Raw genomic sequence first — 12,338 nt, forward strand, 5'->3', positions numbered from 1 at the left:
TGGGTCTTCCCGACACTGCAGTTCGAAACCGGCGCCGACGGCGGCCCGACCCGGCAAGTCCGCGGCCTCGACCAGGTCCTCAAGGCACTGCCCGAAGGCCTGCATCCCGTCGCCATCGCAGGTTTTCTGCGCACCCCTCAACCCCACCTGGTCCATGGCCGGCCGATGACCCCGGTGGAGTGGCTGCGCGCCGGCGGAGACGTCGACCAGGCTGTTGCGGCGGCCGCGACCACCGACTGGTACGCCACGTGAGCACACGGCTTCCCGTCCCGCCACCTCTGGCAGAACTGCGCACAATCGGCATCCGGGACTCGGAATACCGCACCGTATTGACCGACGAGTTGTGGTGGCGTGTGCACCGCACCACCGGTGATCACGTGCTGGCATGGAATGCCCTTCGGGAACACGGCCCGCACTTGAGGTTCGACCCACTTCCACCTCCAGCACACGACCATCCCGGGGTCGGCGTCTGGTACGGCGCATCCGAACCCACACCCGCCCTCGCCGAGGCCTTCCAAGCGACCCGCACCATCGACCGCGTCCGCGACAACCCATACCTGACCGGCCTGCGACTCACCCGCGAACTCCGACTTCTCGATCTGGCCACCGACAGCACAGGCGCGTGGCCCACCCGAGCTGGCGGCACGTTCGCACTCTCGACGGGCCCACATTCCATCACCCAACGCTGGGCCCGCCGTATCACCGAGGCGTTCCCCAACCTCGACGGCGTGCACTACAACAGCCGCTTCGCCGGCCAACCCTGCATCGCCTTATTCGCCCCCGCCGAAACGGCCATGCCGACCCGGCCCGCGATGTCCTTGCCGCTCACTCATCCCGGCCTCTCGCGGCGGATCGCCGCCGCAGCACAACGACTCGGCTACCTCGTTATCTGACGGCGGGCCTGGCTATGTGACTGCCGTGGGGTGACTGCCGTGGGTTTGCTGCGGCTACAACGAGTCGACGAACAGCTTGTGGATGCGCCGGTCCCCCGTCATCTCGGGATGGAATGACGTAGCCAACATCGAACCCTGCCGAACGGCGACGATGTGGTCGGCCGCACGGGCCAGCACCTGGACCTCCGGTCCGACCCGCTCCACCCAGGGCGCCCGGATGAAGACCGCGTGCACGGGTGTGTCGAGGCCTTCGAAATCGATGTTCCCCTCGAAGGAATCGACCTGACGGCCAAAAGCGTTGCGACGCACGGTCATATCGATGCCCTTCAACGGCACCGCGGCCCGGCCCTGGGCACCGGCATCGGCGATCTCGCTGGCCAGCAGGATCATTCCGGCGCACGAGCCGTAGCACGGCAAGCCCTCGGCGATCCGTGCCCGCAGCGGTTCGAGCAGGTCGAATTCGCGTAACAGATGGCTCATCGCGGTGGATTCGCCGCCGGGAATCACCAAGGCATCGACCGCGTCGAGTTCCGAAAGCCGACGCACGGTAGCAGCTTCGGCACCCCCCTCGCGCAGAGCAGCCAGATGTTCCCGGGTGTCGCCCTGCAGCGCGAGCACCCCGACGTGAGGGGTCATGAGTTCTCCGCCGGCGCGAAGTTGCGCTGGTAGCGGGTCAAGCCTTCTTGCATCACCGCGGCCACCATCTCGCCGTAGCGGTTGAAGATCTTGCCCTGGGTCAGGGAACGCCCCCCGCAGGCCGAGGGCGAGGACTGGTCGTAGAGCAGCCACTCATCGGCCCGGAACGGGCGCATGAACCACATGGCGTGGTCCAGCGACGCCACCATCAAGTGCTTGCGGACGTCGAGGTGGTTGACCTGGGCCGAACCCAGCAGCGTCAGATCGCTCATGTAGGCCAGTGCACAGATGTGCAGCACGTGGTCGTCGGGGAGCGGATCCCGATGCCGGAACCACACCTGCTGCTGTGACGCCTTGGCCGGCAGCCGCGCCACCCGGTCACGCGGCACGATCCGGACATCCCATTCGGCGAACTGGGCGAACCCGGCGTCGTCGAACGCGCCGCCGGAGCGGAACCCGGGCAGATCATCAGGCCCGGGAGCCTCGGGCATGGCGTCTTGATGTTCGATGCCGGTCTGGTCGGTCTGGAACGACGCGGACATCGTGAAGATCGTCTCGCCGTGCTGGATCGCGCTCACCCGACGGGTGCAGAACGAACCGCCGTCGCGGATGCGCTCGACGGTGTAGACCGACGGCGCACGGGCATCGCCGGGCCGCAGGAAGTAGCCGTGCAGTGAGTGCACCTGGAACGCCGGGTCGACCGTACGAACCGCCGACACGAGCGACTGGCCGGCCACGTGACCGCCGAAAGTTCGCTGTAGGAAACCGCTTTCAGGGCTGAACACCCCGCCGCGATAGATGTTGACCTCGAGCTGCTCCAGATCGAGGATCTCTTCAATCGCCATGCAGTTACTTCTGCTCTTCGCGCAAGCGGCTCATCACCAACCGCGCTCGGCGAGCCGGTGCGGCTGGGCGATCTCCTCGACGTTGATGCCGACCATGGCCTCACCCAGACCGCGTGACACCTTGGCCAGCACATCCGGATCGTCATAGAAGGTGGTGGCCTTGACGATCGCTGCCGCTCGCTGCTCGGGGTTGCCCGACTTGAAGATGCCCGAGCCGACGAACACACCCTCGGCGCCGAGCTGCATCATCATCGCCGCATCCGCCGGGGTGGCGATCCCGCCGGCGGTGAACAGCGTCACCGGCAACTTGCCGGCCCGGGCTACCTCGGCCACCAACTCATACGGGGCCTGCAGTTCCTTGGCCGCCACGTAGAGCTCGTCTTCGGACAGGGAGGTGAGCCGGCGGATCTCGCCGCCGATCTTGCGCATATGCGTGGTGGCATTGGAGACATCGCCGGTGCCGGCCTCACCCTTGGAACGGATCATCGCCGCGCCCTCGGTGATCCGGCGCAACGCCTCACCCAGATTGGTCGCCCCGCACACGAACGGCACGGTGAAGCGCCACTTGTCGATGTGGTTCGTGTAGTCGGCCGGGGTCAGCACCTCGGACTCGTCGATGTAATCCACACCCAGGCTTTGCAAGATCTGCGCCTCGACGAAATGCCCGATGCGTGCCTTGGCCATCACCGGGATGGTGACCGCCGAGATGATCCCGTCGATCATGTCCGGATCGCTCATGCGCGACACCCCGCCCTGCGCGCGGATGTCAGCCGGCACCCGCTCCAGGGCCATCACGGCCACCGCTCCCGCAGCCTCGGCGATCTTGGCCTGCTCGGGGGTAACGACGTCCATGATCACGCCACCCTTGAGCATCTCAGCCATCCCGCGCTTCACGCGCGCGGTCCCGGTCTGGTTACTCGAACCGTTCTGCGCCGCGCCAGCGATTCCCCGGTCGCTGCGCTCCTGCCCGCCGATATCCACTGCCATGTCCTCCAAGTTCTACTGATTCAGTCTAGTGCGGCCGCCAAATCCATTAAATCCGCAGTTACCGGATGGCTTGCAGCTCGCGATGCGCGGTCCCACGCGTATTCGCCAGCGGCGACGCTGCCGGCTGTTCGGCCAGTTCATTGGCCTGAGCCAGCAGCTCACCCAGTTGAAGCGGATACACGGCCTCCCCACCGGCAACCAACTCGGCAATCATTGTCTCATCGCACCACCGGTGGCCGTGAATGTAGTGCCGCTCCAGCGTCGTGCGCCCGGTTGCCGACGGCTCGAACCGGGCGGTCCGGTGGATGAAGAAGTACTCCTCGCTACGGACCACCGACGCGTTGAAGTCGATGACGGCGTCGCGCCGCCACACCGGGCCGACGAGCTCTGCTGGGCTGGCCTGCAGACCGGTCTCCTCGGCGAGTTCGCGCGCCGCTGCCGCGGCCAGGTCCTCGCCCGGTTGGACCGCCCCACCGACGGTGAACCACCACCGCGGCGCGGGCTTGTCCGGATCGTCGATCGCCGGATCGCTGCCGCGCAACAGCAACACCGCGCCCGTCTCGTCGAGCAGCACCACTCGCGCCGAGGTCCGGCGGCTCACCGGGTTGACCTCATCCTGGGATTCCGGACGCTCGACGATCTCGAAATAGCTTGGCAAGGCGGCAGTTCCGCCGAGGCGCAGCGCGCGAACCGCGGGCCGTTCCCGCAACGCCAAGGTGTCGCGGACGGCGTCGTTGTGGAACCGGCGGGCCAACAGCACCCGGGCTTCGGCGTCGGCCAGCTCGGCGACCAACCGCACCGGGAGGTCAGCCGGGTCGACGGCGGCAAGTGCGGCCGACAAATCGTTCTCGGCGGCTTCACGTCCTGATCGCGGCGCCCGTTCGGCTGCATCGGCCAGCGCCGTCAACCGCTTGCCCTGCGCAGCACCGGCGTAGGCGTCGATCGCCACCGCACGGGCGACCACCGCCCGGCGCGCCAGCGCACCGTCGAGCGCCTGCCAGGACAGGTCATAGCGCACGTGCAACCGGTCGAGTCGATTGGCGGTCTGATAGGCCCAGCCCGCGGCCAACAGCAGCACCACCAGGACCACCAGCGCAGCGATCACCATCCAGGTCGCCATGTCTAGTCACCCACCTGCACTTTGCCCCCGGTACTGGCCACCGTCTCGTACACCCGAAGAATCTGGCCGGCCACCACCGACCAGTCGTATCGGGCCACGCGCTCGGTGGCCGCCTCGATGTAGCGCTCGCGCAGCGCGTCGTCCGCGAGCACCTCGATCAGAGCGTCGGCCAGCGCGTCGGCGTCACCGACGGGCACCAGCCGGCCGGCCTGGCCCTGATCAAGCACGCGGCTGAAAGCATCCAGTTCACTGGCCACCACCGCGGTACCGGCCGCCATCGCCTCCACCAACACGATGCCGAAACTCTCTCCGCCGAGATTCGGGGCGCAATACACGTCGGCGCTGCGCATGGCAGCCGCCTTGGCGTCGTCGTCAACCTGTCCCAGAAAGCGCAGATGCCCGGCGAGGTCACCGGCTTCCTCACGCAACGCGTCCTCGTCCCCGCGGCCCACGATCAGGATCTCGATGTCGGTGAAACGCCGCACCAGTTTCGGGAGCGCTCCCAGCAGTACCGCCATGCCCTTGCGTGACTCATCGAACCGGCCCAGAAACAGCACGCTGCGGCCGGCCCGCGGATACCCCTCCAGGCGAGGCGCATTGGCGAACGACGGCACGTCGACCCCGTTGGGAATCTCGACCGCGTCCGAGCCCAGAGCCTCCATCTGCCAGCGCCGGGCCAGATCGGACACCGCGATGCGGCCGACGATCTTCTCGTGATAGGGCCGCAGAATGCCCTGGAACACACTGAGCGTCAACGACTTTGTCGTCGAGGTGTGAAAGGTGGCCACGATCGGACCCTCGGCGGCCTGCAGCGCGAGCATGGACAGGCTGGGCGCATTGGGCTCGTGCAAGTGCAGCACATCAAAGTCGCCCTCGGCGATCCACTTCTTCACCTTGCGGTGCGTGGCCGGGCCGAACCGCAGCCGGGCCACCGAGCCGTTGTACGGAATCGGGACGGCCTTGCCGCCCGAGACCACGTACTCGGGCAGTTTCACATGCGGCGAGGACGGGGCCAGAACGCTGACGTAGTGTCCGCCGGCGCGCATCACCTCGGCCAGTTGCAGCACATGGGATTGCACGCCGCCCGGGACGTCGAACGAGTACGGGCAGACCATCCCGATACGCATGGCTAGCTCCGTCGCCTCTTCGCACAAGCGCTCATCAGGTGGTACCCAGTCGGGCGCGACGTTCATCGGACAGATCGGCCAGCCACTGTGGTTGCAGCATGTGCCAGTCGGCCGGATGGGCGGCGATGTTCGCCGCGAACCGGTCGGCAAGCTGCTGGATCACCACCGAGACATCCCCCGAGGAGGTGTCGAGCGCGTCGAAAACCTCGACGACACAATCGTCCCCGTCGTAGTGGACATGCGCCGGGTGCAGCGGTGCCCCGGTTTCGATCGCCAGCTTGGCCGGGCCGGCGGGCATTCGGGTCGGCTCGCCGAAGAAGTCGACCTGCACCCCGTTGCGGGTGAGGTCCCGATCGGCCATCAGGCAGACGAACATGTTGTCCCGCAACCGTTCCGATAGCACTTCGAAGGGCGGGCGCTCGCCACCGGACAGCGGGAACACCTCGAAGCCGAGGCTCTCGCGATAGTCGATGAAACGCCGGTACAGCGATTCTGGTTTGAGCCGCTCGGCAACGGTGGCGAAGGTGCCGAACTGCTGGGCCAGCCAGACACCGGCCATGTCCCAGTTGCCGCTGTGCGGCAGGGCCAGCACACCACCGAGCCCGGCCTCATGCGCGGCCCGCAGCTTGTCCGCTCCGATGAATACCTCGTCGAGGCGCTGGGCCACCGCGGTCAGGTCCATCGACGGCAGCCGGAACGCCTCACGCCAGTACCGGGCATACGAGGCCAGGGAGGCACGCATCAGCGCGTCCGGCACCTCGGCCGGGGCAACTCCGGTCACCCGAGCGAGGTTTTTGCGCAACTGTTTCGGACCCCCGCCACGCGAGGCGTAGAACGCGCCCGCGTCGAACACGTTGCGCGCCACGATTTCCGGCATCGCTCGAACGAGTTGCCAACCTGCCGCATAACCCAGGTCGGTCACCTGCCCGGACAGCGGAATGTTCACGAGGCTCCCGGATCCGTTGTGTCGCCGCCGTCGGCCTGCGTACGGTGCAGCAGATCCATCGCACCCGGCGAGGTGCGCACCGCATGGATCCGCTGTGCCACCGTGATCACGCTGGCCAGCGCCAGCAGCCATGCGGCCCCATGCAACAGCCACGGCGCATGAAGGAACGGCACACCGGAGAGCCCCGCGCCGACCAGCACGATCACCAGGCGCTCCGGGCGCTCGATGATGCCGCCGTCGCCACGCAGCCCGCTCGCCTCGGCGCGGGCTTTGATGTACGAGATCACCTGCGAGGTGACCAGGCAGATCAGGAGCGCGACCACCAGCGTCGGATCGTCCAGGCCAAACGCCGCCCACCACAGCAGGCCGGCGAAAATGGCGCCGTCGGCTATCCGGTCACACGCTGCGTCGAGCACGGCGCCGAATCGGGTACCTCCGCCGCGTTCCCGGGCCATCGCTCCGTCGAGCATGTCGGCGAGCACGAAGAGGAACACCGCGAACGCGCCCCAGAACAGCTGGCCCATCGGAAACAACGTCAGCGCCGCGGTGACCGACCCGGCGGTACCGACGATGGTGACGATGTCGGGTGTCAGGCCCGCGTGCAGCGCCGCCTTGGCCACCGGCCTCGACAACTTGGCGTAGGCCGCCCGGCTCATCAGGAACAGGTTGCTCACGGCTGACGGGCCCATTCCGTGGCAAGTAGTTCCCTGGTCTGGCTCAGCAGCTGCGGAATGACCTTGGCCCCGCCGATGATCGTGATGAAATTCGCGTCGCCACCCCAGCGCGGCACCACGTGCATGTGCAGGTGCTCGGCCAGCGATCCCCCGGCCGAGACGCCCAGGTTCAGACCGACGTTGAATCCGTGCGGCCGGGAGACGGCCTTGATGACGCGAATCGCCTTCTGCGTGAACGCCATCAGCTCGGCGCTCTCGGCCTCGTCGAGATCCTCGAGCTCCGACACCCGCCGGTAGGGCACCACCATCAGGTGACCCGGGTTGTAGGGGTAGAGGTTGAGCACGGCATACACCAGCTCACCGCGGGCGACCATGAGCCCGTCCTCGTCGGACATCGCGGGGATGTCGGTGAACGGCTGTGACGAGCCGGCCGAGCCGACCTTGGCGTCGCCCTTGACCGCCTCGGTGATGTAGCTCATCCGGTGCGGCGTCCACAGCCGCTGGAGATGGTCGGGGGCACCCACGCCGTGGTCGATGATGGCGTCTCCGCCGCCGTGGTCGATGATGGCGTCTCCGCCGCCGTGCTCGCTCATCGCGCCTGCACCAGCTCCGCCGTCGGCACCGCATTGTTGCGATCGGCGATCCACTTCACGATGGCCTCGACGGCCTCGTCGCGGGGCACGCCGTTGATCTGGGTGCGGTCACCGAAGCGGAACGACACGGCACCAGCTTCTATGTCCTTGTCGCCCGCGAGCAGCATGAACGGCACCTTCTGGTTGGTGTGGTTGACGATCTTCTTCGCCATGCGGTCGTCACTGCCGTCGACCTCGACCCGCACACCACGCGACTTCAGCTGGGCGGCAACGTCATACAGGTAATCCAGGTGCGCGTCGGCGACCGGGATACCGACCACCTGCACCGGCGCCAGCCAAGCCGGGAACGCCCCGGCGTAATGCTCGGTGAGCACCCCGAAGAACCGTTCGATCGAGCCGAACAGCGCGCGGTGGATCAGCACGGGCCGCTGCCGGCTGCCATCTGCCGCGGTGTACTCCAGCTCGAAGCGGTCGGGCATGTTGAAGTCCAGCTGGATGGTCGACATCTGCCAGTTGCGCCCCAGCGCATCCTTGACCTGGACCGAGATCTTGGGTCCGTAGAACGCCGCGCCGCCCGGATCCGGCACCAGGTCCAGACCCGAGGCTTCGGCGACCGAGCGCAAGGTCTCGGTGGCCTCGTCCCACATCTCGTCGGAGCCGACGTACTTGTCGGGATCTTTGGTGGACAGCTCCAGGTAGTAGTCGTCCAGGCCGTAATCCGAGAGCAGGTCGAGCACGAACTGCAGCAGCGAGGTCAGCTCGTCGCGCATCTGCTCACGCGTGGTGTAGATGTGCGCGTCGTCCTGCGTCATACCGCGAACGCGGGTCAGCCCATGCACCACGCCGGACTTCTCGTAGCGGTACACCGAGCCGAATTCGAAGAGCCGCAACGGAAGTTCGCGGTACGAGCGGCCCCGCGCCCGGTAGATCAGGTGGTGCATGGGGCAGTTCATCGGCTTGAGGTAGTAGTCCTGCCCGGGCTTGCGCACCGTGCCGTCCTCGTTGTACTCCGCATCGATGTGCATCGGCGGGTACATGCCGTCGGCGTACCACTCCAGGTGCCCCGAGGTGATGTAGAGGTGTTCCTTGGTGATGTGCGGGGTGTTGACGAACTCGTAACCCGCCTCGGCGTGTTTGCGCCGCGAGTAGTCCTCCAGCTCCTTGCGGATCACACCACCCTTGGGGTGGAACACCGGCAGCCCCGAACCCAGCTCGTCGGGGAAGCTGAACAGGTCGAGCTCGACACCGAGCTTGCGGTGGTCGCGGCGCTGCGCCTCTTCGATCAGCTCGAGGTGGCGGTCCAGGGCCTCCTGCGACTCCCAGGCCGTGCCGTACACCCGCTGCAGGCTGGCGTTGCGCTGGTCGCCGCGCCAGTACGCGGCACTGCTGCGGGTCAGCTTGAACGCCGGGATGTACTTGGTGGTCGGGATGTGCGGGCCCCGGCACAGATCACCCCACACGCGCTCCTTGGTGCGGGCGTTGAGGTTGTCGTAGGCGGTGAGCTCGTCACCACCGACCTCCATCACGTCCGGGTCACCAGACTTGTCGTCGACCAACTCCAGCTTGTACGGCTCGCCGGCCAGCTCCTCGCGCGCCTGATCCTTGGAGTCGTAGACGCGGCGGGAGAACAGCTGACCATCTTTGATGATCTTCTGCATGCGCTTCTCGAGCTTCTGCAGGTCCTCGGGCGTGAACGGCTCGGCGACGTCGAAGTCGTAGTAGAAGCCGTCGGTGATCGGCGGGCCGATACCCAACTTGGCCTGCGGGAACAGGTCCTGTACGGCCTGGGCCAGCACGTGGGCGCACGAGTGCCGGATCACGCTGCGGCCGTCCTCGGTGTCGGCGGCGACCGGCGTCACCTCAACGTCGGTGTCCGGCGCCCACGACAGATCGCGCAGCCGCCCATCGGCGTCGCGCACCACCACGATCGCGTCGGCGGCCCCGCGGCTGGGCAGACCCGCCTCGCGCACCGCCGCACCGGCGGTCGTCCCGGCCGCAACCCGGATCGGGGCAGCGGGGGCTGGGCTGAGGGCGGCGCTCATCGGGGAGTCTCCTACCATGCGAGGGCTGATGCGAACGCGACCATGCTATCGGGGTGGGCAGCCGGTGTTGCTGATCAGGACCCCAACCCGAGCGGGCTCTTGAGCCACGGCTGCTCCAACCCCACCAAGCCCGCCACAAGGCCGACCGCGCCGAAGAGCCACAGCGTGGCCACCACGACCAGTCCGGTGAACGCCGCGCTGAGTCCTTTGACCGCGATGTGCTGGCGATCGAACCAGGCCATCACGGCGTCGTAGCGGACCCGCACGTAGTGCAATGCCCGCTTGGCGAAGGCGAACTCGCTGGCCAGAATTGCCAGCCCGAGAAACACGATGGCCCAGCCGGGACCGGGATACGGAATGGCGATGATGCCGACCGCAAGCACGATCGTGCCGACGACGCCGATGGCGATCCGGTAGACGAAGTCGGCTGCCGGGCGCGCGCGAAGCTTGTCGCGCCATGCCGTCCAGCGACGCTTCACCTCGGCGAGGTTTTCCGCGAGGCTCATGGCTGCCCCGGCTTGAGCCGCACGAACAGCGCATTGCCCTCGGTGAGCACCTCGCCGTCGTCGAGCACCCGCCCGGCGACGAAGATCTTGCGGCCCTCGATGCGGTCGATCCCGGCATCCACCTGCAGCTGCGTGCCGATCGGCACGATCTTGCGGTAGTCGATACCCAGGTGTGCGGTGCGCTGGTAAGGACTCTGGGTCAGGCTCGCCGCGGTGTACCCGAGCAGCGAGTCGAACATCAGCCCGAGCACACCGCCGTGCACCGCACCGTTGCGACCGAGGTGGTACCGGCGAAACCGGACGGTGCCGGTGACCCGGCCGTCGGTGACCGACACCCGCAACGGCACAGAGGTGATGTTGCCGCGGTTGGGTAGGTCCAGCCGCCGCCCCGACGGCGAGTGCCATTCGTCGGCCTCGTACGGGGCGAGTAGCGCCGACACTTTCTCGACCAGGTCGGCGGCTTCGGAGATCACCTCATCGGGTGCGTCCGCGCCGCGGGCATGGTCTTGCAGGGTGCGCACTGCCTCGATGAACCGGCCATAATCGGGCCCGCCACGATCGGTCGGGTTCGGCGGGTTGAAGCCGCCGCCAGGGTGCGTTCTGGCGGTGTCGATTTCTGGGGCCACGAAGCCACCGTATTGGTGCCATGGTGGTGACGTGAAACTGCACGAGTTGGCCAGGCTGTCGTTGACCTATCCGGAGACGGGTGCCACGGCGGGAAACCTGCCCGACGGCTACCGCCACACCCGGGCTTCGGCGGTCATCGGCACCGGGCGCGACCGCTTCGAACAGGCGGGCGCCGCGGTGCTGCGCTGGGGCATGCAGCGCGGCGCGGGGCTGCGGGTGCAGGCCGGCACCGAGTCTGCTGTTGTCGGCACCGATCTGCTGGTCCGGCTCGGTCCCGTTCCGGCGCCGTGCCGGGTGGTCTATGTACTCTCCGAACCCGACCGCCGCGGCTTCGCCTACGGCACGCTGGCCGGGCATCCCGAATCGGGTGAGGAGTTGTTCTCGGTCCGCTACGACGCGTCGACGGATCTGGTGCATGCCGAAGTGGTGGCGTTCTCCCGGCCGGCGACCTGGTGGAGCCGGTTGGGCGGGCCGGTGACCCGGCTACTGCAGCGGGTCGTGACCCGCCGCTATCTCACCGGGATCTGACTATCTGACGACTGCCGAGCTGGGCTCCCTCGGTGCGCCCAGCATGTCCCGGTGCGACGGCGGCACCCGGCCGCCTTCGTCGGTGATGCCGTAGCGGGTCGCGAGTTCGGCACCGATCACGGTGTGCCCGGACAACGTGGCCAGGTCTGGGTCGCGGTACAGCGCGTCGATGAGATAGCCGGTGAATTCGGGGGTCTCGGCATGCTCGGCCGTCTTGGCGAGGGCGTCGGGATGTCCGGCGAACGCGGCCTTGAGCTTCTCGGTGAGCAGGATGCCCATCCAGATCGACACCGTCGAGACCCCGGTGCCACCGAAGTCGACGGCCATATCCGCGGCAAGTTTGTCCACGCCCGCCTTTTGGGCACCGTAGGCGGGGCCATGCATGTAGCAGACCGATCCGGGTGACGACGTGAAAGCGATCAGGCCCTTGTCGGCGGCCAGCAACAGCGGAGCCGCGTACCAGGACGCCACATAGGCCGAACGCAACCCGACGTCGAGCACATCGGCCAACTCGATCGGCTTCTCCCAGAACGGTTTCGGGTTGACCAGATCGTCGTGGACCGCGGCGGCGTTGTTGACCAACAGATCCAGCCGGCCCTCGTGTTCGGCGATCCGCTCGAACAGTGCGCCCACCGCGGCATCATCGGAGTGGTCGAGGCGGACGGCCACGCCGCCCTCCCCCGGATCCGTCACCGTCCGCCCGGTGACATACACCCGCCACCCCTTGGCGAGCAGGGCTGCGGCGATCCCGCGGCCCGCGCCGCGACTCGCCCCGGTGACGACAGCGATCCGGGTGTCCACGCATACAAACTAC

The 12,338-nt window shown here is 67.5% G+C and carries 14 protein-coding genes and 1 pseudogene; 3 read left to right on the forward strand and 12 right to left on the reverse strand.

Annotated elements, in window-relative coordinates; translation table 11 throughout:
• Both A5699_RS29610 and A5699_RS14360 read left to right on the forward strand, forming a co-directional pair.
• Positions 1-252: pseudogene (locus A5699_RS29610) on the forward strand (hypothetical protein); the annotation flags it as partial.
• Entirely contained in the window at positions 249-893 is a 645-nt protein-coding gene (locus tag A5699_RS14360; protein WP_067770337.1) for an RES family NAD+ phosphorylase, read from the forward strand. The pseudogene A5699_RS29610 and the gene A5699_RS14360, both read left to right, overlap by 4 nt.
• A gap of 54 nt (positions 894-947) precedes the next feature.
• Here the strand turns inward: A5699_RS14360 and pdxT are convergent, their stop codons facing one another.
• From pdxT to A5699_RS14415, 11 genes are all read right to left on the reverse strand, one after another.
• Complete coding sequence (gene pdxT / locus A5699_RS14365) at positions 948-1,529, reverse strand: pyridoxal 5'-phosphate synthase glutaminase subunit PdxT (RefSeq protein WP_067770339.1); 582 nt, start codon at positions 1,527-1,529, stop codon at positions 948-950.
• On the reverse strand, positions 1,526-2,374 hold the full coding sequence (tesB, locus tag A5699_RS14370; RefSeq protein ID WP_067770341.1) for an acyl-CoA thioesterase II: 849 nt from the start codon (positions 2,372-2,374) through the stop codon (positions 1,526-1,528). Before tesB ends, pdxT begins: the two co-directional genes overlap by 4 nt.
• Before the next feature lie 33 nt (positions 2,375-2,407).
• Positions 2,408-3,256, reverse strand: a complete 849-nt coding sequence (gene pdxS, locus A5699_RS14375) for a pyridoxal 5'-phosphate synthase lyase subunit PdxS (RefSeq protein ID WP_231965720.1) — start codon at positions 3,254-3,256, stop codon at positions 2,408-2,410.
• Between the two features lie 163 nt (positions 3,257-3,419).
• On the reverse strand, positions 3,420-4,481 hold the full coding sequence (locus tag A5699_RS14380) for an NUDIX domain-containing protein (RefSeq protein WP_067770345.1): 1,062 nt from the start codon (positions 4,479-4,481) through the stop codon (positions 3,420-3,422).
• 2 nt (positions 4,482-4,483) lie between these two features.
• Positions 4,484-5,608, reverse strand: coding sequence for a glycosyltransferase family 4 protein (locus A5699_RS14385; protein ID WP_067770347.1), 1,125 nt, complete (start codon positions 5,606-5,608; stop codon positions 4,484-4,486).
• Between the two features lie 34 nt (positions 5,609-5,642).
• Entirely contained in the window at positions 5,643-6,554 is a 912-nt protein-coding gene (locus tag A5699_RS14390) for a phosphatidylinositol mannoside acyltransferase (RefSeq protein ID WP_067770349.1), read from the reverse strand.
• Positions 6,551-7,228: a phosphatidylinositol phosphate synthase gene (gene pgsA, locus A5699_RS14395; protein ID WP_067770469.1), complete on the reverse strand. Its 678-nt coding sequence runs from the start codon at positions 7,226-7,228 to the stop codon at positions 6,551-6,553. Before pgsA ends, A5699_RS14390 begins: the two co-directional genes overlap by 4 nt.
• A complete protein-coding gene (locus A5699_RS14400; RefSeq protein WP_067770351.1) occupies positions 7,225-7,821 on the reverse strand; it encodes an HIT domain-containing protein in 597 nt (198 codons plus the stop codon). Before A5699_RS14400 ends, pgsA begins: the two co-directional genes overlap by 4 nt.
• Entirely contained in the window at positions 7,818-9,863 is a 2,046-nt protein-coding gene (gene thrS, locus A5699_RS14405) for a threonine--tRNA ligase (protein WP_067770353.1), read from the reverse strand. The genes A5699_RS14400 and thrS overlap by 4 nt, the downstream gene beginning before the upstream one ends.
• A 74-nt stretch (positions 9,864-9,937) precedes the next feature.
• Complete coding sequence (locus tag A5699_RS14410; protein ID WP_067770355.1) at positions 9,938-10,369, reverse strand: TIGR02611 family protein; 432 nt, start codon at positions 10,367-10,369, stop codon at positions 9,938-9,940.
• Entirely contained in the window at positions 10,366-10,995 is a 630-nt protein-coding gene (locus tag A5699_RS14415) for a PaaI family thioesterase (protein ID WP_067770357.1), read from the reverse strand. Before A5699_RS14415 ends, A5699_RS14410 begins: the two co-directional genes overlap by 4 nt.
• A gap of 31 nt (positions 10,996-11,026) precedes the next feature.
• On the opposite strand from A5699_RS14415, the gene A5699_RS14420 reads away from it, so the two are divergent.
• Positions 11,027-11,524 carry a DUF1990 domain-containing protein gene (locus tag A5699_RS14420; RefSeq protein ID WP_067770360.1) on the forward strand — a complete coding sequence of 166 codons (498 nt, stop codon included), beginning with the start codon at positions 11,027-11,029 and terminating at the stop codon, positions 11,522-11,524.
• Here the strand turns inward: A5699_RS14420 and A5699_RS14425 are convergent, their stop codons facing one another.
• Positions 11,525-12,325 carry an SDR family NAD(P)-dependent oxidoreductase gene (locus A5699_RS14425; protein ID WP_067770362.1) on the reverse strand — a complete coding sequence of 267 codons (801 nt, stop codon included), beginning with the start codon at positions 12,323-12,325 and terminating at the stop codon, positions 11,525-11,527.
• Between the last annotated feature and the right edge of the window lie 13 nt (positions 12,326-12,338).

The sequence above is a fragment of the Mycobacterium sp. E802 genome (genome assembly GCF_001666875.1).
Classification (GTDB): Bacteria; Actinomycetota; Actinomycetes; order Mycobacteriales; family Mycobacteriaceae; genus Mycobacterium.